Origin of the sequence: Serratia sp. CY38905 (genome assembly GCF_052168875.1) — a bacterium.
Lineage (GTDB): Bacteria > Pseudomonadota > Gammaproteobacteria > Enterobacterales > Enterobacteriaceae > Serratia > Serratia sarumanii.
The window spans coordinates 256710-276943 of sequence record NZ_JBJNLV010000005.1; the positions used below are offsets into that span (position 1 = coordinate 256710).

At 60.1% G+C, this 20234-nt stretch carries 26 protein-coding genes; 15 read left to right on the forward strand and 11 right to left on the reverse strand.

All coding sequences use genetic code 11. From position 1 onward, the window contains the following. Nucleotides 1-5: 5 nt before the first annotated feature. From flhB to ACJ8MK_RS14185, 4 genes are all read left to right on the forward strand, one after another. Entirely contained in the window at nucleotides 6-1157 is a 1152-nt protein-coding gene (flhB, locus tag ACJ8MK_RS14170) for a flagellar biosynthesis protein FlhB (RefSeq protein WP_015378261.1), read from the forward strand. Then, the gene (gene flhA / locus ACJ8MK_RS14175; RefSeq protein ID WP_033635001.1) at nucleotides 1150-3228 is read left to right on the forward strand and encodes a flagellar biosynthesis protein FlhA; all 2079 of its coding nucleotides are present in this window, start codon (nucleotides 1150-1152) and stop codon (nucleotides 3226-3228) included. The genes flhB and flhA overlap by 8 nt, the downstream gene beginning before the upstream one ends. Then, nucleotides 3228-3632, forward strand: a complete 405-nt coding sequence (locus tag ACJ8MK_RS14180) for a flagellar protein FlhE (RefSeq protein ID WP_041035624.1) — start codon at nucleotides 3228-3230, stop codon at nucleotides 3630-3632. The genes flhA and ACJ8MK_RS14180 overlap by 1 nt, the downstream gene beginning before the upstream one ends. A 327-nt stretch (nucleotides 3633-3959) precedes the next feature. Continuing rightward, complete coding sequence (locus ACJ8MK_RS14185; protein ID WP_047571544.1) at nucleotides 3960-4775, forward strand: 5'-nucleotidase, lipoprotein e(P4) family; 816 nt, start codon at nucleotides 3960-3962, stop codon at nucleotides 4773-4775. Between the two features lie 244 nt (nucleotides 4776-5019). Here the strand turns inward: ACJ8MK_RS14185 and ACJ8MK_RS14190 are convergent, their stop codons facing one another. From ACJ8MK_RS14190 to flgA, 5 genes are all read right to left on the reverse strand, one after another. Next, complete coding sequence (locus tag ACJ8MK_RS14190; protein ID WP_047571545.1) at nucleotides 5020-5322, reverse strand: helix-turn-helix domain-containing protein; 303 nt, start codon at nucleotides 5320-5322, stop codon at nucleotides 5020-5022. Then, complete coding sequence (locus ACJ8MK_RS14195; RefSeq protein WP_047571546.1) at nucleotides 5315-5689, reverse strand: type II toxin-antitoxin system RelE/ParE family toxin; 375 nt, start codon at nucleotides 5687-5689, stop codon at nucleotides 5315-5317. The genes ACJ8MK_RS14190 and ACJ8MK_RS14195 overlap by 8 nt, the downstream gene beginning before the upstream one ends. A gap of 228 nt (nucleotides 5690-5917) precedes the next feature. Beyond that, nucleotides 5918-6352 carry a flagella synthesis protein FlgN gene (locus ACJ8MK_RS14200; RefSeq protein WP_060438545.1) on the reverse strand — a complete coding sequence of 145 codons (435 nt, stop codon included), beginning with the start codon at nucleotides 6350-6352 and terminating at the stop codon, nucleotides 5918-5920. 40 nt (nucleotides 6353-6392) lie between these two features. Then, nucleotides 6393-6704, reverse strand: a complete 312-nt coding sequence (flgM, locus tag ACJ8MK_RS14205; RefSeq protein ID WP_033653635.1) for a flagellar biosynthesis anti-sigma factor FlgM — start codon at nucleotides 6702-6704, stop codon at nucleotides 6393-6395. Nucleotides 6705-6833: 129 nt separating this feature from the next. Beyond that, complete coding sequence (gene flgA / locus ACJ8MK_RS14210; RefSeq protein ID WP_033634996.1) at nucleotides 6834-7487, reverse strand: flagellar basal body P-ring formation chaperone FlgA; 654 nt, start codon at nucleotides 7485-7487, stop codon at nucleotides 6834-6836. Between the two features lie 160 nt (nucleotides 7488-7647). On the opposite strand from flgA, the gene flgB reads away from it, so the two are divergent. The 9 genes from flgB (at nucleotide 7648) to flgJ (ending at nucleotide 14848) form a co-directional block, all read left to right on the forward strand. Next, complete coding sequence (gene flgB, locus ACJ8MK_RS14215; protein WP_033634995.1) at nucleotides 7648-8061, forward strand: flagellar basal body rod protein FlgB; 414 nt, start codon at nucleotides 7648-7650, stop codon at nucleotides 8059-8061. Nucleotides 8062-8066: 5 nt separating this feature from the next. Further along, on the forward strand, nucleotides 8067-8471 hold the full coding sequence (gene flgC, locus ACJ8MK_RS14220; RefSeq protein ID WP_004934826.1) for a flagellar basal body rod protein FlgC: 405 nt from the start codon (nucleotides 8067-8069) through the stop codon (nucleotides 8469-8471). A 12-nt stretch (nucleotides 8472-8483) separates the two neighbouring features. Then, a complete protein-coding gene (gene flgD, locus ACJ8MK_RS14225) occupies nucleotides 8484-9161 on the forward strand; it encodes a flagellar hook assembly protein FlgD (protein WP_033634994.1) in 678 nt (225 codons plus the stop codon). 54 nt (nucleotides 9162-9215) lie between these two features. Then, nucleotides 9216-10439 carry a flagellar hook protein FlgE gene (gene flgE / locus ACJ8MK_RS14230; RefSeq protein WP_033634993.1) on the forward strand — a complete coding sequence of 408 codons (1224 nt, stop codon included), beginning with the start codon at nucleotides 9216-9218 and terminating at the stop codon, nucleotides 10437-10439. Nucleotides 10440-10451: 12 nt separating this feature from the next. Next, nucleotides 10452-11207 (forward strand): flagellar basal body rod protein FlgF, encoded by a 756-nt coding sequence (locus ACJ8MK_RS14235; protein ID WP_033647783.1) that lies wholly within the window; start codon nucleotides 10452-10454, stop codon nucleotides 11205-11207. Nucleotides 11208-11225: 18 nt separating this feature from the next. Continuing rightward, nucleotides 11226-12008 carry a flagellar basal-body rod protein FlgG gene (gene flgG / locus ACJ8MK_RS14240; RefSeq protein WP_004934819.1) on the forward strand — a complete coding sequence of 261 codons (783 nt, stop codon included), beginning with the start codon at nucleotides 11226-11228 and terminating at the stop codon, nucleotides 12006-12008. Between the two features lie 83 nt (nucleotides 12009-12091). Further along, nucleotides 12092-12793, forward strand: coding sequence for a flagellar basal body L-ring protein FlgH (gene flgH, locus ACJ8MK_RS14245; RefSeq protein WP_004934817.1), 702 nt, complete (start codon nucleotides 12092-12094; stop codon nucleotides 12791-12793). Nucleotides 12794-12803: 10 nt separating this feature from the next. Next, a complete protein-coding gene (locus ACJ8MK_RS14250; RefSeq protein WP_442517841.1) occupies nucleotides 12804-13904 on the forward strand; it encodes a flagellar basal body P-ring protein FlgI in 1101 nt (366 codons plus the stop codon). Next, nucleotides 13904-14848 (forward strand): flagellar assembly peptidoglycan hydrolase FlgJ, encoded by a 945-nt coding sequence (flgJ, locus tag ACJ8MK_RS14255; protein ID WP_033653638.1) that lies wholly within the window; start codon nucleotides 13904-13906, stop codon nucleotides 14846-14848. Before ACJ8MK_RS14250 ends, flgJ begins: the two co-directional genes overlap by 1 nt. Here the strand turns inward: flgJ and ACJ8MK_RS14260 are convergent. Then, nucleotides 14845-15063 (reverse strand): hypothetical protein, encoded by a 219-nt coding sequence (locus ACJ8MK_RS14260; RefSeq protein WP_033653639.1) that lies wholly within the window; start codon nucleotides 15061-15063, stop codon nucleotides 14845-14847. The genes flgJ and ACJ8MK_RS14260 overlap by 4 nt on opposite strands. Between ACJ8MK_RS14260 and flgK the strand changes: the two genes are divergently transcribed. Then, a complete protein-coding gene (gene flgK / locus ACJ8MK_RS14265) occupies nucleotides 15056-16705 on the forward strand; it encodes a flagellar hook-associated protein FlgK (RefSeq protein ID WP_033634988.1) in 1650 nt (549 codons plus the stop codon). The two genes, ACJ8MK_RS14260 and flgK, sit on opposite strands and share 8 nt — an antisense overlap. A gap of 59 nt (nucleotides 16706-16764) precedes the next feature. Continuing rightward, nucleotides 16765-17724: a flagellar hook-associated protein FlgL gene (flgL, locus tag ACJ8MK_RS14270; RefSeq protein WP_041035613.1), complete on the forward strand. Its 960-nt coding sequence runs from the start codon at nucleotides 16765-16767 to the stop codon at nucleotides 17722-17724. 186 nt (nucleotides 17725-17910) lie between these two features. Here flgL and ACJ8MK_RS14275 read toward each other — a convergent pair whose 3' ends face one another. The 5 genes from ACJ8MK_RS14275 to fliQ form a co-directional block, all read right to left on the reverse strand. Next, on the reverse strand, nucleotides 17911-18036 hold the full coding sequence (locus ACJ8MK_RS14275) for a hypothetical protein (RefSeq protein WP_265113229.1): 126 nt from the start codon (nucleotides 18034-18036) through the stop codon (nucleotides 17911-17913). A 14-nt stretch (nucleotides 18037-18050) separates the two neighbouring features. Further along, nucleotides 18051-18317 (reverse strand): hypothetical protein, encoded by a 267-nt coding sequence (locus ACJ8MK_RS14280; protein WP_041038027.1) that lies wholly within the window; start codon nucleotides 18315-18317, stop codon nucleotides 18051-18053. 358 nt (nucleotides 18318-18675) lie between these two features. Continuing rightward, nucleotides 18676-18810, reverse strand: a complete 135-nt coding sequence (gene sra / locus ACJ8MK_RS14285; RefSeq protein WP_086556932.1) for a stationary-phase-induced ribosome-associated protein — start codon at nucleotides 18808-18810, stop codon at nucleotides 18676-18678. Between the two features lie 361 nt (nucleotides 18811-19171). Continuing rightward, the gene (fliR, locus tag ACJ8MK_RS14290; protein WP_033647774.1) at nucleotides 19172-19954 is read right to left on the reverse strand and encodes a flagellar biosynthetic protein FliR; all 783 of its coding nucleotides are present in this window, start codon (nucleotides 19952-19954) and stop codon (nucleotides 19172-19174) included. A gap of 2 nt (nucleotides 19955-19956) precedes the next feature. Beyond that, nucleotides 19957-20226, reverse strand: a complete 270-nt coding sequence (gene fliQ / locus ACJ8MK_RS14295; RefSeq protein ID WP_004934803.1) for a flagellar biosynthesis protein FliQ — start codon at nucleotides 20224-20226, stop codon at nucleotides 19957-19959. Nucleotides 20227-20234: the final 8 nt, after the last annotated feature.

Consider the following 20234-nt stretch of genomic DNA (forward strand, 5'->3'; position numbering starts at 1 on the left):
GTTTCGTGGCTGAAGACAGCGATCTGGAAAAAAGCGAGGCCCCCACGCCCCACAGGCTGGAGAAGGCGCGTGAAGACGGCCAGATCCCGCGTTCCCGCGAACTGACCTCGGTACTGATGCTGCTCTCGGGCCTGGCGATCATCCTGATGTCCGGCAGCAACATGGCGCAACAGTTGGCGGCGATGCTCACGCAGGGCTTGAACTTCGACCACGGCATGGTCAGCAATGATAAACAAATGCTGCGCCAGCTGGGCATGTTGCTGCGCCAGGCGGTGCTGGCGCTGTTGCCAATCATGGCGGGGCTGGTGCTGGTGGCGCTCGCCGCGCCGATGCTGTTGGGGGGCATCCTGTTCAGCGGCAAGTCGATCAAATTCGACTTGAAACGGCTGAACCCGTTGTCCGGGTTGAAGCGCATCTTTTCCAGCCAGGTGCTGGCCGAGCTGCTGAAAGGGATCCTGAAAGCGACGCTGGTCGGCTGGGTGACCGGCCTCTATCTGTGGCACAACTGGGCGGCGATGCTGCATCTGATGACCCAGCAGCCGCTCGATGCGCTGGGCAATGCGCTGCAGATGATTCTGTTCTGCGGTTTTCTGGTGGTGCTGGGGCTGACGCCGATGGTGGCGTTCGACGTGTTCTATCAGCTGTGGAGCCACTTCAAAAAGCTGAAGATGACCAAGCAGGATATTCGCGACGAATTCAAGGATCAGGAAGGGGACCCGCACGTCAAGGGGCGCATTCGTCAGCAGCAGCGGGCGATCGCCCGGCGCCGCATGATGGCCGATGTGCCCAAGGCGGACGTGATCGTCACCAACCCGACGCACTACGCCGTCGCGTTGCAGTACAACGATAAAAAAATGAGTGCGCCGAAAGTGCTGGCCAAGGGTGCCGGTGAAATCGCCTTGCGCATCCGCGAGCTCGGCGCGGAACACCGCATCCCGATGCTGGAAGCGCCGCCGCTGGCGCGTGCGCTGTATCGACACAGCGAGATTGGGCAACATATTCCGGCCACCCTGTATGCCGCGGTCGCCGAAGTGCTGGCCTGGGTGTACCAGCTACGCCGCTGGCGGCGCGAGGGCGGCCTGATCCCGAAAAAACCTGAACGTTTACCGGTGCCGGAAGCACTGGATTTTGCAAAAGAGAGTGACTCTGATGGCTAATTTGGCCTCCCTGCTTCGTTTGCCGGGCAATTTTAAAGATACGCAGTGGCAGGTGTTGGCCGGCCCGGTGTTGATCCTGCTGATCCTGTCGATGATGGTGCTGCCGTTGCCGGCGTTTATCCTCGACCTGCTGTTTACCTTCAACATCGCGCTGTCGATTATGGTGCTGCTGGTGGCGATGTTCACCCAGCGCACGCTCGAATTCGCCGCCTTCCCGACCATTCTGCTGTTCTCAACGTTGCTGCGTTTGTCGCTCAACGTCGCGTCGACGCGCATCATCTTGCTGGAAGGGCACACCGGTTCCGCCGCCGCCGGCCGCGTGGTGGAGGCCTTCGGCCATTTCCTGGTGGGCGGCAACTTCGCCATCGGTATCGTGGTGTTCATCATCCTGGTGTTGATCAACTTTATGGTGATCACCAAGGGGGCGGGGCGTATCGCCGAAGTGGGCGCGCGCTTTGTGCTGGACGGCATGCCGGGTAAGCAGATGGCGATCGACGCAGACCTGAACGCCGGGTTGATCGGCGAGGACGAAGCGAAGAAACGCCGCGCCGAAGTCACCCAGGAGGCCGATTTCTACGGCTCGATGGACGGCGCCAGTAAATTCGTGCGCGGCGACGCCATCGCCGGCCTGATGATCATGGTGCTGAACGTGGTCGGCGGCCTGTTGGTCGGCGTGGTGCAACACGGCATGGAGCTGGGGGCGGCGGCGGAAAGCTATACGCTGCTGACCATCGGCGACGGCCTGGTGGCGCAGATCCCGGCACTGGTGATCTCCACCGCCGCTGGCGTTATTGTCACCCGCGTCGCGACCGATCAGGACGTCGGCGAGCAGATGGTGGGCCAGCTGTTCAACAATCCGCGCGTGATGCTGTTGAGCGCCGGGGTTCTCGGGCTGTTGGGCCTGGTGCCGGGCATGCCGAACCTGGTGTTCCTGCTGTTTACCGCGGCTTTGCTGGGCCTGGCCTGGTGGCTGCGCGGCCGTGAACAACAGGCGCCGAGAGCGGTTGAAGAGCCAGTGATGCCGGACAACCCGCAGGCCGCCGAGGCCAGCTGGGCCGACGTGCAGTTGGAAGATCCGCTGGGGATGGAGGTGGGCTACCGGTTGATTCCGATGGTCGATTTTCAACAAAACGGCGAGCTGCTGGGCCGTATTCGCGGTATCCGCAAGAAATTCGCGCAGGACATGGGTTATCTGCCGCCGGTGGTACACATTCGCGACAACCTGGAACTGCCGCCTGCCAGCTACCGCATCCTGATGAAAGGCGTCGAAATCGGCAGCGGTGAAGCGCAGCCGGGCCGCTGGCTGGCGATCAACCCCGGCAATGCCGTGGGCGAGTTGGCGGGAGACAAAACCGTCGATCCGGCCTTTGGGCTCGAGGCGGTGTGGATCGACAGCGCATTGCGCGAGCAGGCGCAGATCCAGGGCTTTACCGTGGTGGAAGCCAGCACCGTGGTGGCGACACACCTCAACCACCTGATCGGCCAGTTCGCCAGCGAGCTGTTTGGCCGCCAGGAAACCCAACAGTTGCTGGATCGCGTGTCGCAGGAGATGCCGAAGCTGACCGAAGACTTCGTGCCGGGCGTGGTATCACTGACCACGCTGCACAAGGTGCTGCAAAACCTGCTGGCCGAGCGCGTCTCCATCCGCGATATGCGCACCATCGTCGAAACGTTGGCGGAGCACGCTCCGGCGCAGAGCGATCCTTATGAACTGACCACCGTGGTGCGGGTGGCGCTGGGCCGGGCGATCACGCAGCAGTGGTTCCCGGGCAACGGCGAGATTCAGGTCATCGGTCTGGATACCCAACTGGAGCGTCTGTTGCTGCAGGCGTTGCAGGGAGGCGGTGGTCTGGAGCCGGGGCTGGCCGATCGCCTGCTGGAACAGGCGCGCCAGGCGCTGCAGCGGCAAGAGATGCTCAGCGCGCCGCCGGTGCTGTTGGTTAACCATGCGCTGCGGCCTTTACTGGCGCGCTTCCTGCGTCGCAGCCTGCCGCAGCTCGTGGTGCTATCCAACCTCGAGATCAACGACGATCGCCAGATTCGCATGACCTCGACCATCGGAGCCGCCTGATGAAACGCTGTCTGTTCGTGCTGTGTTTGCTGGCCCCGTTGACTGCCGGCGCGGTGTCCGGCTCTTGGGTGGCCGAAGGGGCGGGCGTGACGTTGGAACAGGGCGGCATGCGCGATGAGTCCGCCGGTTTGCGGCCGCCGAACGCGCTGCCGGACGCCAATGCGCGCATCACCCGCGTCAGCTGGCGCTACCGTTTGCTGGGGCCGGAGCCGGCCGGGCTGCAGGCCCAGCTCTGCACGGTAAACCGCTGCATTCCGCTCGGCGGCGGCAGTGGCAGCAGCAACGGTCTGCAGGGCGAACCGGCCAATGCGGAATTGCGCTTTGTCTATTACGTGCAGTCGCAAGGCGGGTTGAATCCGCCGCTGCGGGTGATTGGCAATCAGGTGATCGTCAATTACGAATAGATCGCCGCCCGGTTCGGTGGGGTAGTTTGGCGCCGACCGGCGTTATGCTTAAGCGATAAAATGAGCCTGGAATTCAAGACTCACGGCCGCCTTTGTCGCGCGGCACAATCTGGAGCCTGTTTGTGTGACAACAGTCATAATCCTATTTTTATACGTTGTTTCTCTCTTTGTTTTATTGTAATTTCCGCTTAATCTTCAAATTTATGAAGATTAAATGTGCGTGAAGGGCGTTAATTTACCCGTCCCTCAGTAAATTATGCGCAATGTATTAACTATATAAATAATCCTCGCCGTACTCTCATAAAATTAAACTTATATGGAGTATCTATGAAAATTTTAAAATCATACATGCCATTATTACTTTTATGCGTGGCTTTCACCGCTTCGTCAAATAATCACTGCGATCCTTCCCGGACTGAACTGCCCGCCAGTTGCCTCACGGAACAATTCGCCATGTCGGTATTGTGGTATCAGAATGCGGCAGAGGCACGGGCGGCTTTTTATCAAGGGTATCAGTTGGGCAAGCTCCGACTTGAGCAGGAATTAAAGAATAAATCGGAGAAGCCGCGTGCCGTCGTGCTGGATCTTGATGAGACCGTGCTGGATGACAGCCCGCACCAGGCCTGGTTGATAAAGAACCAGTCGTTTTTGCTTGACGGTTGGGATGAATGGGTCGACATGGCTGCGGCGGAAGCCGTGCCCGGCGCTATCGATTTCCTGAGGTTTGCCGATGAAAACGGCGTTACCATTTTCTACTTGAGTGACAGAAAGCAGTCGCAGATTGACGTGACGCTAAAAAATTTACGCCGCATTAATTTGCCTCAGGCGAAAAAAGAAAATCTGTTGTTAAAAACACCGGAGATGCAGGGTAAACAGAGTCGTCGCGACGCGTTGGAAAGCCAGTATGACGTCGTGCTGTATTTTGGCGACAATCTGGCTGACTTTATTGATTCAAAAGGTAAAAGCCAGGCTGAAAGGAATAAAATGATGGAGGATGTGCAGCAAGAATTTGGCCAGCGTTTTATTATCTTCCCGAATCCGATGTATGGCGATTGGTATGGCGGTATTATCGATGGGCAGTTTAAAGCGAAAAACAATGAGCTTTATAAGCTGCGAGCGTCTAAATTGACGCCGTTTAAGTAACAAAAACAGGTAAGGTAAATGTAAGCTACGGGCATTTATGGTATGAATATAAATACCCTGAAGCGTTTTATTCAATAGGCCGATTCGCTGGCTCTCGATATGAAGCAATTAATAGAATCGATAATATACATCGGATAGTTCCTTGTTGTATCGAGGGCTGTTGAATGTGTTCTGATTTCAACATCGATTGTCTGTCCGACGGCTGCCGACCTCATCCGATGAGCGAAGTGGCGGGAGGGGCGCCTCAGGCCAGGATCGCCAGGCCGTTGCGTTCCACCAGCGTCAACAGCTTCATCGCGGCGGAGTTCGGTTGCGCTTCGCCGCGCTCCCATTTCTGCACCGCCTTTTTGCTGACGTTGAGATACAGTGCAAACACCGGCTGACTGACGTTTTCGCGTTCGCGCAATGCGCGGATCTCGGCCGGCCCGAACTGTTTTACCGGCCGCAGGCACAGCATGTCGAAGGTGCGCATGGTCACGTCGTCGACGAAACCGGCGCGGTGCAGGCCCTGAACTTCCTGGTGGATCTCGGCAAGAATTTTACTCATCGCTTAGCCTCCGTAATTCCTTGTTGTTGACCAGCTGGTAAAGTCTGAATGGCGAATAATCCAGATACAGCGCAGCCAGATGTTTCAATCCTTGTAACTCGTCCGTACTGATGTTTTCTCTCTCGCTTTTGGCAAAGCCGCGCATAAAAAACAGGCGTTCTTCATCGCGAAAAACGATCAGTACCCGATAGCCGCCGCGTTTGCCCGCACCCGTCCGAGCGATGCGCTTTTTGTATACGCAACCGCCAAGATTGGCGTCGTACAGCTGACGTTGCATCTCTCGCGCCGCTTTCACTATCGTGGCGTCGCTGATGCGCTCGCGCGCGGCAAAACCCAGAAAGGTTTTGGTGAGATAAATATCGGCCATTCGCTCTCCCTGCGAATCTATACCCGTTAAGGGTATATTTCAAGTGGTTTAAAAACAACCACAGGGTGACAAGCGGCCAAAGGGAAAGAAACAGCTAATTTCACCGCATGCGCAGCCTGGCGCATAACGTTAAGGTAATTCAGAAAGCGGTAAGAAGAAAATGCGAGAGGGCGCGCATAGCCGGGTAAACCCGCGCCCGGCGGTGCGCACACCGGGCGAAATCAGGGCTTAGACGCCGATTTTTCTGCCGAGCAGGCTGCCAGCGTGCGACTGGCCGTCCGGGCCATACAGCGATTTGTTGTTCTTGCTGAGGATCGCCAGCGCCTGCGCGTTATGGTCGATCTGCTGATTGAGCAGCAGGCCATTGTGCTGATTCTTTTCGCGCAGCGTTTGGCTCAGCAGTTGAATGCGCTGCCAGCGATCGGCCAGAGACGCATGGCTGGAATAGGGCGCGCGTTGCCCGCAGGCTTTTTCCTGCCCCAGGCGCTGTTGCTCGAGGTAGGCGACCGTCGCCAGCAGCTGGCTTTTGGCATCGGTGACGCGCTGCAGCGCCACGCCGGGCAACTGGCCGGAACACAGCAAGTCGTGCTCTTCTTCCAGCACCCCATTGAGCGCCTGCAGCGTTTCCAACAGTTTATCCAGCAATTGTGCCAGGTTTTCCATAGTGATGACTTATCCTTTACCGCTACTCGCCGCCGCGCCGTCAGTCGCGCCCGGCGATCCATTGAATGTCGCTCTGCGCGTCTTGCAGCAGCGCGTCGGCGATTTTGCCGGCGTCCATCTTCAGTTCGCCGCTGCGGATCGCCTGCTTGATGGCCTCGACCCGGCCCATATCAATATCCTGGGTGCCCGGCTGCATCAGGCGCGCCTGCGCCTCGCTCAGCTTGACCTGCGTGCCGCTGACGGCCGTTTCGGCCACGGCGGCCTTACGCGGTTGGAGCGGGTTGTCGGCCGGGGTTTCACGCGGTTGCACAGTGGAAACCGGCTGTAATCGCTGGGTGCGATCGATACTCATGGTCCATCTCCGTTTACGCCGTGACCGCTCTCGGGCGACGACGCTGCAATGAAAGTGTTGCGGCCCTGGTGGCCGATAAAATGCTGCTTGATTTGTCTTATCGGCAAGGTTTGCGGAACCTTTACTTTTTTATAACGTAATGCGGATCGCGCCGTCGTCCCCGACCACGCCGCTGACGATCTGCCCGGACGCCATGCGCACCCGCACGCTGTCTTCGGCGGCGGCGTTGTTCATCGCCTTACCCGAACCGCTGATGTTGAATCCTTCGCCCTGCGCGTTGACCTGTACCGATTGCCCGGCCTTGATAATCCAGGCTCGGCGCAGCATGGCGAGGGTCAGCGGTTGGCCGGGGCTGATGTTGCGCAGGCTGACGGCGCCCAACGCCTTGCCCGCTTCGGTCAGCGCGCGCGGCGGCAGGGTATCGAGCCGGCCTTCTTTCAACGTCAGATCCGCCGCGGTCAACCGGCTGCCGGCGCTGATGCCGCGCGCCGAAACCAGATAGCGGCCGAACACTTGCACCTGCGTCTGGATAAAACGCCGCTCCTGGCCACAGCGCGCCGAAATGCTGACGTTGCCGCCGATCCGCGCGTTGGGCGGCAGCGATAGCTGCGGCAGTTCGCAGGCGGGCCACTGGGCCGGCGGCGTGCGCACCCGCACTTTCACCTGCACCGGCTCGCCGCTGAACTTGCCTTGGATGAAGCTTTCGATTTGCGTCGCCAGATCGTCGGCGCGCGCGTTCAGACTGCACAGCAGGCCGATAAGCAGCAGCATTTTACCTTTCATCGTCATCTTCTCAAGCCTCATCGGGATACGCGTAAGTGTACCCGCAGCGCGCGCAGGCTAAGCAGATAAATAGCGCCCCATTTTGCGTTTATTCCCGCGATAGGGTGGCGCAGGGGGCGTTTATGCTGTCGACTCCAAATTCTAACCTCGCGGAGGGAGCATGCTCGACAAACTGGACGCGGCTCTGCGCTTTGGCCAAGAGGCGCTGAACTTGCGCGCCCAGCGGCAGGAAATTCTGGCCGCCAATATCGCCAACGCAGATACGCCGGGTTATCAGGCGCGGGATATCGATTTCGCCAGCCAATTGAACAAAGTGCTGGAACAAGGGCGCGTCAACGGCAACGGCATGTCGCTGAACCTGACGGCGGCGCGCCACATCCCGGCGCAGACCCTGCAGCCGCCGCAGCTCGATCTGTTGTACCGGGTGCCGGACCAGCCATCGATGGACGGCAACACGGTGGACATGGATCGCGAACGCACCAACTTTGCCGATAACAGCCTGAAATATCAGACCGACCTGACGCTGCTCAACGGGCAGATCAAAGGGATGATGTCCGTGCTGCAACAAGGATAAGGCGCATGTCTTTACTGAACATTTTTGATATCTCCGGCTCGGCGCTATCGGCGCAATCCCAGCGCATGAACGTTAGCGCCAGCAACATGGCCAACGCCGACAGCGTGACCGGCCCGGACGGCGAGCCTTACCGCGCCAAGCAGGTGGTGTTCCAGGTCGCGGCGGCGCCCGGGCAGCCGACCGGCGGCGTGCGCGTCGCCCAGGTGGTGGACGATCCGGCGCCCGAACGTCTGGTGTATCAGCCGGGCAACCCGCTGGCGGACGCCAAGGGCTACGTGCGCATGCCGAACGTCGACGTGGTGGGGGAAATGGTCAACACCATCTCCGCTTCTCGCAGCTACCAGGCCAACGTCGAGGTGCTCAACACCACCAAGTCGATGATGATGAAAACCCTGACGCTGGGTCAGTAACCGGAGGTTCCCATGGCTATCGCCGCAACCACCAACGAGTCGTTGGACAACACCGTCATCGGTAACAACAGCAAAAATACCAACAGCCAGGATCTGCACAACAGCTTCCTGACGCTGCTGGTGGCGCAGTTGAAAAACCAGGATCCGACCAATCCGATGCAGAACAACGAACTGACTTCGCAGCTGGCGCAGATCAACACCGTTCAGGGCATCGAAAAGCTCAACACCACGCTGGGGTCGATCTCCGGCCAGATCAACAGCAATCAGTCACTGCAGGCGACTGCGCTGATCGGTCACGGCGTAATGGTGCCGGGCAACAACATTCTGGTCGGCAGCAAGGACGGCAAGGTCAGCACCACGCCGTTCGGCGTGGAACTGGAGCGCGCCGCCGATCAGGTGACCGCCACCATCACCAACGCCAGCGGGCAGGTGGTGCGCACCATCGAAATCGGCGGCCTGACCGCCGGCGTACACGCCTTCACCTGGGACGGTTCGCTGGATGACGGCACCACCGCGCCTGACGGCGCCTACAAAGTGGCGGTTAACGCCAAAGGCAACGGCGAGCAGCTGGTGGCGCGCAGCCTGCACTTCGGGCTGGTCAACGGCGTGATCCGCGACGGCAACGGCGCCAAATTGGATCTCGGCCTGGCGGGCAACGCCACCCTGGAAGACGTGCGACAGATCTTATAACCCTAAGCATCAGGCTCAATCGGACGATAGCCTGACCACTATTCGGAGAGTAACATGGCCTTTTCTCAGGCAGTCAGCGGCTTGAACGCGGCAGCAACCAATCTGGACGTGATCGGTAACAACATCGCCAACTCCGCGACCGCGGGCTTCAAATCCGGCAGCGTCTCCTTCGCCGACATGTTCGCCGGTTCGCAGGTTGGGCTGGGCGTCAAGGTGTCCGGCATCACCCAGAACTTCAAGGGCGGCACCACCACCGGCACCAGCCGTGCGCTGGATATCGCCATCAACGGCAACGGCTTCTTCCGCATGCAGGATAAAGACGGCGGTATCTTCTATACCCGCAACGGCCAGTTCAAGCTGGACGAGAACCGTAACCTGACCAACATGCAGGGCCTGCAGTTGACCGGTTATCCGGCGGCCGGTTCCCCGCCGACCATCCAGCAGGGCGCCAACCCGGTGCCGCTGAGCATTCCTGAAGGCATGATGAACGCCAAGGCGTCCACTTCCGGCGAGATGGTGACCAACCTGAAGTCCACCCATAAGGTGCCGGAGAACAAGACCTTCGATCCGACCAAACAGGACAGCTACAACTACGTCAACACCATCACCGCTTACGACTCGCTGGGCAACGCGCACAACATCAACGCCTACTTCGTCAAGACCGACGACAACAAGTGGCAGGTCTATACCCAGGATGGCAGCGCCGCGCCAGTGAACGCCGGCACCATGGAGTTCAGCACCAGCGGCAACCTGGTGAAAACCACCAGCACCAACGGCGCGCCGGGCGAGTTCAGCATGGTGATCCCGATGACTGCCAAAGACGGCGCACCGGCGCAAAACTTCACCCTGAGCTTCGCCGGCAGCATGCAGCAGAACGTGGGCAGCGACTCGGTGAGCAAAGTGGCGCAGGACGGCTATGCCGCCGGTGAATACACCAACTTCCAAATCAACAACGACGGTACCGTCGTGGGCATCTACTCCAACCAGCAGACCCAGGTGCTGGGCCAGATAGTCATGGCCAACTTCTCCAACCCGGAAGGGCTGGCGTCGCAGGGCGATAACGTTTGGCAGGAAACCGGCGCGTCCGGTCAGCCGCGCGTCGGTCTGTCGGGCGGTGGCGGCTTCGGTAAGCTGACCAGCGGCGCGCTGGAATCTTCCAACGTCGATCTGAGCCAGGAACTGGTGAACATGATCGTCGCGCAGCGTAACTACCAGTCCAACGCCCAGACCATCAAGACGCAGGACTCCATCCTGCAGACGCTGGTTAGCCTGCGCTAATAGGGCCGAGTTATGGATCACGCGATTTATACCGCGATGGGCGCGGCGCGCCAAACGCTGGAGCAGCAGTCCATCACCGCCAACAACCTGGCCAACGCGTCGACGCCGGGCTTTCGCGCCCAGCTCGCCGCATTGCGCGCGGTGCCGGTCGACGGGCCGAGCCTGGCGACGCGCACGTTGGTGACCGCGTCGACGCCGGGCGCCGACATGAGCCAGGGGGCGCTGAACTACACCGCGCGTCCGCTGGACGTGGCGCTGCAGCAGGACGGTTTCCTGGCGGTGAGCCTGCCGGGCGGCGGTGAGGCCTATACCCGCAACGGCAACATTCAGATCTCCTCCACCGGGCAGTTGACGGTGCAGGGGCTGCCGGTGATGGGCGACGGCGGCCCGATCGAGGTGCCGCCGTCGGCGGAGATCACCATCGCGGCCGACGGCACCATTTCGGCGCTGAACGCCGGCGATCCGCCGAATACCATCGCGCAGATCGGCCGCCTGAAGCTGGTGAAGGCCGATGCGCGCGAAGTGATGCGCGGTGACGACGGGCTGTTCCGCCTGACGCCGGAAACCCAACAGCAGCGCGGCAATCAGTTGCAAAACGATCCGCAGGTGCGGGTGATGCCGGGCGTGCTGGAGGGCAGCAACGTCAAGCCGATGGAGACCATGGTCGACATGATCGCCAACGCCCGCCGTTTTGAAATGCAAATGAAGGTCATCCACAGCGTGGATGAAAACGAACAGCGTGCCAACTCACTGCTCTCATTGAGTTAAGCAGCAAGGAAATAACCGATGATTCCATCCTTATGGATTGCCAAAACCGGTCTGGACGCGCAGCAGACCAACATGGACGTGATCGCCAACAACCTGGCGAACGTCAGCACCAACGGCTTCAAACGCCAGCGTGCGGTATTTGAAGATCTGCTGTACCAGACCATGCGTCAGCCGGGGGCGCAGTCCTCCGAGCAGACCACGCTGCCTTCCGGCCTGCAGATCGGCACCGGCGTGCGTCCGGTGGCGACCGAGCGTCTGCACAGCCAGGGCAACCTGTCGCAGACCAACAACAGTAAAGACGTCGCCATCAAGGGGCAGGGTTTCTTCCAGGTGATGCTGCCGGACGGCACCCAGGCCTATACCCGCGACGGGTCGTTCCAGATCGATCAGAACGGCCAACTGGTGACCTCCAGCGGTTTCCAGGTGCAGCCGGCGATCACCATTCCGGCTAACGCGCTGTCCATCACCGTCGGCCGCGACGGCATCGTCAGCGTCACCCAGCAGGGGCAAACCGCCGCCCAGCAGGTGGGCCAACTGACGCTGACCACGTTCGTCAACGACAGCGGTCTGGAGAGCGTGGGCGAGAATCTGTACCAGGAAACCGAAAGCTCGGGTGCGCCGAACGAGAGCACCCCGGGGCTGAACGGCGCCGGTTTGCTGTATCAGGGTTACGTGGAAACCTCCAACGTCAACGTGGCGGAAGAGCTGGTCAACATGATCCAGACTCAGCGCGCGTACGAGATCAACAGCAAAGCGGTATCGACCTCCGATCAGATGCTGCAAAAGCTGACGCAACTGTAATCCGTCATTGACGGGTCCGGCTTGCCGCGCCCGTCATTCTCTTTCGTGAAACAAAGGCGATACCCGTGGTAACCACATATTCGATGGCAATCCTGCCGCGGCAGGGACAACGCTGGCTGGCGGGCATGGTGATGCTGACGCTGAGCGGCTGCGCCTATATCCCGCACAAACCGCTGGTGGACGGCGCGACCACGGCGCAACCGGCGCCGGCCAGCGCGCCGATGCCGAACGGCTCGATCTTCCAGACGGTGCAGCCGATGAACTACGGCTACCAGCCGCTGTTCGAAGACCGCCGTCCGCGCAACGTCGGCGACACCCTGACCATCGTGCTGCAGGAAAACGTCAGCGCCAGCAAAAGCTCCTCCGCCAACGCCAGCCGCAACGGCGCCAGCAAGTTCGGCGTCGCCACCTCGCCGCGTTACCTTGACGGCCTGCTGGGCAATGCGCGCGCCGATATGGACATTTCCGGCGACAGCACCTTCGGCGGCAAGGGCGGTGCCAACGCCAACAACACCTTCAACGGCACCATTACGGTGACGGTCAACCAGGTGCTGGCCAACGGCAACCTGCACGTGGTGGGGGAAAAGCAGATCGCCATCAACCAGGGCACGGAATTCATCCGCTTCTCCGGCGTCGTCAACCCGCGCACCATCAGCGGCAACAACTCGGTGACCTCGACGCAGGTGGCGGACGCGCGTATCGAATACGTCGGCAATGGCTATATCAACGAAGCGCAGACCATGGGCTGGCTGCAGCGCTTCTTCTTAAATGTTTCACCGTTCTAAGGATTGACTGATGCTGAAAAAATGGTTTATCGCGCTGTGCGTCGGGCTGGTGTGCTTGCCGGCGGCGGCGGAGCGCATCCGCGATCTGGTGACGGTGCAGGGCGTGCGAGACAACGCCCTGATCGGCTACGGCCTGGTGGTGGGGCTGGACGGCTCCGGCGACCAGACCATGCAGACGCCGTTCACCACCCAAAGCCTGAGCAACATGCTGTCGCAGCTGGGCATCACCGTGCCGCCGGGCACCAACATGCAGCTGAAAAACGTGGCGGCGGTGATGGTGACCGCCAAACTGCCGCCGTTCTCGCGCGCCGGGCAGAACATCGACGTGGTGGTTTCTTCGATGGGCAACGCCAAGAGCCTGCGTGGCGGCACCCTGCTGATGACGCCGCTCAAAGGCGTGGATAACCAGGTTTATGCGCTGGCGCAGGGCAACGTGCTGGTCGGCGGCGCGGGCGCGGCGGCCGGCGGCAGCAGCGTGCAGGTCAACCAGCTGGCGGGCGGGCGCATCAGCAACGGCGCCACCATCGAGCGTGAGCTGCCGACCACTTTCGGCAGCGGCGGCGTTCTCAACCTGCAGCTGAACGACGAAGATTTCACGTTGGCGCAGCAGATCAGCGACGCCATCAACCGCCAACGCGGCGGCGGCACCGCGACGCCGCTCGACGCCCGCACGATCCAGGTGCTGGTGCCGCAGGGCAACAGCTCTCAGGTGCGCTTCCTGGCGGAGATTCAAAACATTACCGTCAACGTCGGGACGATGGATGCCAAAGTGATCATCAACTCGCGCACCGGTTCGGTGGTGATGAATCGCGATGTGATCCTCGACTCTTGCGCCGTCGCCCAGGGCAACCTGTCAGTGGTGGTCGATCGGCAGAACACCGTCAGCCAGCCGACGACGCCGTTCGGCGGCGGCCAGACGGTGGTGACGCCAAACACCCAGATCTCGGTGCAACAGCAGGGCGGATCGCTGCAGAAAGTGAACGCCAGCGCCAACCTGAACAACGTGATCCGCGCGCTGAACGCGCTGGGTGCCACGCCTATCGATCTTATGTCGATCCTGCAGGCGATGCAGAGCGCCGGCTGCCTGCGCGCCAAGCTGGAAATCATCTGATGGCCGGCGATCTGATGGCGATGTCGGGCGCGGCCTATGACGCCCAGGCGCTGAATGGCCTCAAGCGCGATGCGGCGGCCGACCCGCAGGGCAACCTCAAACAGGTGGCCCAGCAGGTGGAAGGCATGTTCGTGCAGATGATGCTGAAAAGCATGCGTTCCGCCTTGCCGCAGGACGGGGTATTGAGCAGCGATCAAACGCGGCTCTATACCTCGATGTACGACCAGCAAATCGCCCAGCAGATGTCGCAAAAAGGGCTGGGGCTGGCGGACATGATGGTCAAGCAGATGAGCAACGCCAACACGGTGCCGAGCGAAACGGCGGGCCTGTCGCCGATGGCGTTGGACAACGAGGTGCTGCAAACGCTGCCGAACCAGGCGCTGGAGCAGATGGTGCGCCGCGCGATGCCGAAAGCCCCGCCGGCCGCCGCGCCGCTGTCGCTCAACAACGGCAACTTCGTCGCTCGCCTGTCGATACCGGCGAAGGTGGCCAGCCAGCAGAGCGGCATTCCGCATCAGCTGATCGTCGCGCAGGCGGCGCTGGAGTCCGGCTGGGGGCAGCGCGAGATCCCGACCTCAGACGGCACGCCGAGCTACAACCTGTTCGGCATCAAGGCCGGCGGCAGCTGGAACGGGCCGGTGACGGAGATCACCACCACCGAGTTCGAACAGGGCGCGGCGAAGAAGGTGAAGGCGAAGTTCCGCGTTTACGGTTCGTATGTCGAAGCGATCGCCGATTACGTCAAACTGCTGACCAACAACCCGCGCTACGCCGACGTGGCCGCCGCGCGCAGCCCGGAGCAGGCGGCGCATGCGTTGCAGCGCGCCGGATACGCCACCGACCCGCAGTACGCCAGCAAACTGGTCAGCGTGATCCAGCAGATGAAGAGCGCGGGGGAACAGGCGATCAAAGCCTATACCCACGATCTGAACGAGTTGTTCTAAATCCCCGTCATGCTTGTCGCCTTGCTGCGGCGCCAATTATTGAGGGGATAGGCGGTAATGAAGGCTGGCCGGAGGCTGACCGCATTGCCGCTTTTTTTCCTCAAGTTCTTCTCATTTTTGCCGATAACCGAGACAGGCTGAGCGAACAGGCTCAGCAGCTCAATTTGAACCCTGTGGGCCACCGGCGCCGCAGCATAAGGAATTCCGATGTCCAATAGCTTAATCAATACCGCGATGAGCGGGCTGAATGCGGCTCAGGTGGCGCTCAGTACCGTCAGCAACAACATCTCCAACTACAACGTGGCGGGCTACAACCGCCAGACCGCGATCCTGGCGCAGAACGGCGGCATGGCCACCATGAGCGGCTTTATCGGCAACGGCGTCACCGTCACCAGCGTCAACCGCGAGTACAACCAGTTCATCACCAACCAGCTGCGCGGCGCACAGAGTTCGTTCGGGGCGCAAAACGCCTATTACGAGAAGATTTCGCAGATCGACAACCTGTTGGCGAGCAAAACCAACCCGCTGTCGACCAACATGCAGGATTTCTTCACCAACCTGCAGAACCTGGTGAGCAACGCCGGTGACGACGCCGCGCGCCAGACGGTGCTGGGCAAGGCCAACGGCCTGGTGAACCAGTTCAACAACACCGACAAATTCCTGCGCGACATGGACAGCGGCGTCAATCAGCAGATCAGCGATACGGCGCAGCAGATCAACAGCTACAGCCAACAGATTGCCAAGCTGAACGACGAGATCACCCGTTTGCGCGGCAGCGCCGGCGGCGAGCCGAATGCGTTGCTGGATCAGCGCGATCAGCTGGTTACCGAGCTGAATCAGCTGGTGGGCGTACAGGTCACGCAGCAGGACGGCGACGCCTATACCGTCTCCTTCGCCAACGGTTTGACCCTGGTACAGGGCAGCAACACCTATCAGGTGGAAGCCGTGCCCTCCAGCAGCGATCCTTCCCGTCTGACCATCGGTTATAACCGCGGCAACGGCGCCAGCGAAGTGCCGGAAGGCCAGATCACCAGCGGCACGCTGAGCGGCGTGCTGAAATTCCGCAGCGAGACGCTGGACGGCGTGCGCAATCAGCTGGGCCAGTTGGCGTTGGCGATGGCGGACAGCTTCAACCAGCAGCATCGCGCCGGTTTCGACCTGAACGGCGACGCGGGCGGCGACTTCTTCAGCTTCAGCGGCGGCCGGGTGGTGGATAACACCCGCAACACCGGCGATGCGTCGCTGTCGGTCGCTTACACCGACACCGGCAAGGTGAAGGCCAACGATTATCGCGTCGAGTTCGACGGCAGCAACTGGCAGGTCAGCCGCTTGCCGGACAACGTGAAAGTCAACGCCACGCCGGGCACCAGCGCCGACGGCAAACCGACGCTGAACTTCGACGGGCTGGAAGTGAGCATCGACGGCAATGCGCAGGCCAAAGACAGCTTCACCGTGAAGCCGGTCAGCGACGTGGCGGGCAATCTGAAAGTGGCCATCACCGATTCATCCAAGATCGCCGCCGCCGGTAAAGACGACAGCGGCCGCGGCGATAACGAAAACGCCAAGAAGCTGCTGGATCTGCAAACCAAAAACCTGGTGGACGGTAAGGCGACCCTGAGCGGCGCTTACGCCGGCATCGTCAGCGGCGTCGGCAACCAGACCGCTGCCGCCAAGGCCATCGCCACGTCGCAGGCCAAGATCGTGACGCAGCTGGGCGCGCAACAGCAGTCGATGTCCGGCGTCAACCTCGACGAAGAGTACGGTGAGCTGCTGCGTTTCCAGCAGTACTACATGGCCAACGCGCAGGTGATCCAGACCGCCAGCTCGCTGTTCGACGCGCTGCTGAATATTCGTTGATTTTATTGTTAACCGGCGCCGATAACGGCGCCGGCCGCTCAGAGTAAGGAACCCACAGCATGCGCATGAGCACCAGCATGATGTACCAACAGAACATGAACGGCATCACGGGCAACCAGTCGCTGTTCATGAAGGCCGCCGAGCAGCTTTCCTCGGGCAAGCGGGTGATCAACCCGTCCGACGATCCGCTGGCGGCGTCGCGCGCGGTGATGTTGTCGCAGTCGCAGGCGGAAAACAGCCAATACACGCTGGCGCGCACTTTCGCTCGCCAAAGTGTGTCGATGGAAGAAACGGTCTTGGCCGGCGCAACGTCCACCATCGCGGACATGAAGGCGCTGATCGTCAGCGCCGGCGGCACCGAAAGCGATAACGACCGTCAGTCGCTGGCCACCCAACTGCAGGGGCTGAAAGATCAGCTGCTGAACCAGGCCAATAGCACCGACGGCAACGGCCGCTATATGTTCGGCGGATACGTGAACGACAAGGCGCCGTTCGTCGACAACGGTGGCACCGTCAGCTATCAGGGCGGCGACAAGACGGTTCAGCAGAAAGTGGACGCCAACCGCACCATGACCATCGGCCATACCGGCAACGCGGTGTTCATGTCATTGACCAGCAACCCGAAGCCTGAGCCGGACGGCAGTGCGCCGGTCAGCAACGTGTTCGAGAGTATCGATATCGCGCTGAACGCGCTGAAAACCCCGCTGCAGGGCGCCGATGAGGCCACCAGGCAGCAGGTGAACGATGCGCTGGCGAAAGCCAACCGCGGCCTGGACAACTCTTACAACAACGTGCTGAGCGTGCGCGCCGAGCTGGGCAGCCAGCTGCAGGAAATGGATCAGCTGGACAGCATCGGCAAAGAGCGCGATATGACCAACCAGGTCCAGATGAGCGCGTTGACGGATGCCGATCTGGCCGAGTCTATTTCGTCTTACTTTATGCAGCAGGCGGCGCTGCAGGCGTCGTATAAAACCTTCAGCGATATGCAGGGCATGTCGCTGTTCCAGATGAATCGTTAAGAGCAATACCCCGTTGCCTGACCGCGACGGGTTTCCCTTTAGTGCGCTTAGAAAATACCCTCTCCGCCCCGCGGGGAGGGAGGCTTCTTGAAACCGGGCGCACTCGTTTGGCGCGTCGCTTGTTCTCCCACTACTGACTGAGCGACGCGCCTTTTTTTGTCTGCGTGTTCCCATTCACCTTAAGCGTCAGCGGAAAGGCACGCCGCGATCGTTGCCGGACCCTTTAGTGCATTGACTGCCTATGTTGACAAAGGCTGAGGCCGCCGCCGTGCCAATCGCACTGCCGTTACGGCTGGTCAGTTCTCTCAACATAGGTCGATCTCCTGTTAACGCGACTTCGCGTTATTTTTAGGGGTGTTGTTTTTGATTTGAGGCTTGCGGCTTGCATTGAGCAGCCACCGTATGGGTTTGCAGATATACTCGGCCAGTTTTAATGACCCGAACAAAGTAAACAGGATGATGACAAACCTATCGACGCCAGGCGGCAGAACAAACAAACCCCATGAAAAGCCCAACGTGTTTAAAATGGTGCTCATGATCAAGAGGGCAATGCCGGAGATAAATAAATCACTCAGCTGAAATTTTATCTTCATATTTACACCGATTATATTTTGGTGAGGTTTGCAGCGTGCTGTCTGCAAGGCTGTTCTCAATATAACGCTGGGGGAATAAGGGGCGAAATCGATTTTTCTTGTCAGCGGATAAATAAGAGGTGTGAGTAAATCAAATTATTAATGCATTATCTCTAAATTTAGCGTGGCAGCGAGGGCGACGTGCTGCATTATTTCATTCCTGACAATGAAATGCACAGGATGTCGACATGGCTTGCCGACGGGTGATCAATGCCGGTTACGGCAGGAGCCGGGTTGCCGTCCCGGTGCAGCGTCGAATGGCGCAGCAGAGGCCGGATACGGGCGCAACCCGGAGTGTTTTGCTAAAAACCGTACGGTATTATTTCTTTTTCTTCACCACTTTCCATTTCCCGCCGTCGGCCGTCTCGGTAAAAGAAACTCTAAACTTGTTGCTTTTCCAGTGGGTCAAACCGAATAACCGGCGTGCCTTGCGGTTGCTTTTCGCTTTAATCATGATCTCGCTCCTGTGGTTAGCAAAGGTCGATGCTGCGCCCTGCAGCCGGCAGGCGCCGGACGCATTTATTCAGGGTGTCAGTTATCTGCCGCGCATTTAACAATGCGTGACGGGGTTGTTTTTATTTTTTTACTCGAGATAAACGTATTTTATCGCCGCGGAAAATTAAGGAGGTGCAAGGCGATATTTTTTTGTTACCGGGTCTATTCTAGGTCGGGGTTTTATTTATTCAAGCCGCCGGAGACATTTGAACCTTAATCCGGATAAAAGACGTTTCTCAGGCTTTTGTTCCAGGAAAGCGTTTTTATTGCCATTTTGTCTCAGAGGGAAGCGGGAGGGAAAGAAGGAGCTGAGCAGGGATTCAGAAGGTCATGCCGCCGATCACCGCCGCCAGCCGATCGAAGATTTCACCGAACAGATGTTCGCAGAACGGCGCCAGCATCGGCATCATCATGCCCAGCGTCATGATGCCGAAGGTCATGGTGACCGGGAAACCGATCACGAAGACCGACAGCTGCGGCGTCATGCGGTTGAGCAAGCCGAGCGCCATGTTCAGCGTCAATAGCAGGCAGATCAGCGGCAGCGCCAGCATCATGCCGTTGATGAAGATCAGCGAGCCGACCTGGGTCAGCACCAGGAAGCCGTTGCCGTTCAGCGGCTGCGTTTGGACAGGCAGGGTGTGGAAGCTGTCCGCCAGCAGCGAAATCAGCCACAGATGGCCGTCGAAGCTGAGGAACAGCAGCATCGCCAGCAGGTTGAGCAGGCGCGCCAGCACCGGCATGTTCGGGCCGCCGCTGGGATCGAAGAAGGTGGCGAACGACAGGCCCATCTGCATGCCGATCACTTCGCCCGCCAGGCGCACCGCCGCGAAGGCGAACTGCATGGTCAATCCCAGCGCCACGCCGATCAGAATCTGTTGAATCGCCAGCCACAGGCCGGCGGCGGAGAAGATCGGGATATTGCTGGCGGGCAGCGTCGGCGCGATCAGGATGACGATCAGCCCGCCAAGGCCGATTTTGACCTTTTTGCTGATTTGCTTTTCGCTGAATACCGGTGCGGTGCTTATCAGCGCCAGAATGCGCAGCAGCGGCCAAAAATAGTGGCTGAGCCAGACGGTGAGCTGGGCGCTGTCGAAGGTGAGCACGGTTAGCCGATCAGGGTGGGCAGGTTGCTGAACAGGGTGCGCATGTAGTCCAGCAGCAGGTTCAACATCCAGGGGCCGGCGATGATGATGGTGGCCACCACCGCCAGAATTTTGGGGATGAACGACAGCGTCATTTCGTTGATTTGGGTGGCGGCCTGCAGCAGGCTGACCACCAGGCCGCTGATCAGCGCCGCCAGCAGCAGCGGGGCGGCCAGCGCAAGCGCCACTTTCATCGCTTCGGTGCCGAGCGCCATAACCGATTCAGGTGTCATCTCGCGTT

Bases quoted from the DNA above. Each gene is read 5' to 3' on its own strand.
- ACJ8MK_RS14235 (WP_033647783.1), top strand. From the start codon at position 10,452: ATGGATCACGCGATTTATACCGCGATGGGCGCGGCGCGCCAAACGCTG.
- ACJ8MK_RS14250 (WP_442517841.1), top strand. From the start codon at position 12,804: ATGCTGAAAAAATGGTTTATCGCGCTGTGCGTCGGGCTGGTGTGCTTG.
- ACJ8MK_RS14185 (WP_047571544.1), top strand. From the start codon at position 3,960: ATGAAAATTTTAAAATCATACATGCCATTATTACTTTTATGCGTGGCT.
- ACJ8MK_RS14275 (WP_265113229.1), bottom strand. From the start codon at position 18,036: ATGTTGAGAGAACTGACCAGCCGTAACGGCAGTGCGATTGGCACGGCG.
- flgC (WP_004934826.1), top strand. From the start codon at position 8,067: ATGTCTTTACTGAACATTTTTGATATCTCCGGCTCGGCGCTATCGGCG.
- flgA (WP_033634996.1), bottom strand. From the start codon at position 7,487: ATGAAAGGTAAAATGCTGCTGCTTATCGGCCTGCTGTGCAGTCTGAAC.
- ACJ8MK_RS14195 (WP_047571546.1), bottom strand. From the start codon at position 5,689: ATGGCCGATATTTATCTCACCAAAACCTTTCTGGGTTTTGCCGCGCGC.
- flgE (WP_033634993.1), top strand. From the start codon at position 9,216: ATGGCCTTTTCTCAGGCAGTCAGCGGCTTGAACGCGGCAGCAACCAAT.
- flhA (WP_033635001.1), top strand. From the start codon at position 1,150: ATGGCTAATTTGGCCTCCCTGCTTCGTTTGCCGGGCAATTTTAAAGAT.
- flgH (WP_004934817.1), top strand. From the start codon at position 12,092: ATGGCAATCCTGCCGCGGCAGGGACAACGCTGGCTGGCGGGCATGGTG.
- flgB (WP_033634995.1), top strand. From the start codon at position 7,648: ATGCTCGACAAACTGGACGCGGCTCTGCGCTTTGGCCAAGAGGCGCTG.
- flgG (WP_004934819.1), top strand. From the start codon at position 11,226: ATGATTCCATCCTTATGGATTGCCAAAACCGGTCTGGACGCGCAGCAG.
- ACJ8MK_RS14180 (WP_041035624.1), top strand. From the start codon at position 3,228: ATGAAACGCTGTCTGTTCGTGCTGTGTTTGCTGGCCCCGTTGACTGCC.
- ACJ8MK_RS14280 (WP_041038027.1), bottom strand. From the start codon at position 18,317: ATGAAGATAAAATTTCAGCTGAGTGATTTATTTATCTCCGGCATTGCC.
- flgK (WP_033634988.1), top strand. From the start codon at position 15,056: ATGTCCAATAGCTTAATCAATACCGCGATGAGCGGGCTGAATGCGGCT.
- ACJ8MK_RS14190 (WP_047571545.1), bottom strand. From the start codon at position 5,322: ATGAGTAAAATTCTTGCCGAGATCCACCAGGAAGTTCAGGGCCTGCAC.
- fliQ (WP_004934803.1), bottom strand. From the start codon at position 20,226: ATGACACCTGAATCGGTTATGGCGCTCGGCACCGAAGCGATGAAAGTG.
- ACJ8MK_RS14200 (WP_060438545.1), bottom strand. From the start codon at position 6,352: ATGGAAAACCTGGCACAATTGCTGGATAAACTGTTGGAAACGCTGCAG.
- flgL (WP_041035613.1), top strand. From the start codon at position 16,765: ATGCGCATGAGCACCAGCATGATGTACCAACAGAACATGAACGGCATC.
- flgM (WP_033653635.1), bottom strand. From the start codon at position 6,704: ATGAGTATCGATCGCACCCAGCGATTACAGCCGGTTTCCACTGTGCAA.
- sra (WP_086556932.1), bottom strand. From the start codon at position 18,810: ATGATTAAAGCGAAAAGCAACCGCAAGGCACGCCGGTTATTCGGTTTG.
- flgD (WP_033634994.1), top strand. From the start codon at position 8,484: ATGGCTATCGCCGCAACCACCAACGAGTCGTTGGACAACACCGTCATC.
- flgJ (WP_033653638.1), top strand. From the start codon at position 13,904: ATGGCCGGCGATCTGATGGCGATGTCGGGCGCGGCCTATGACGCCCAG.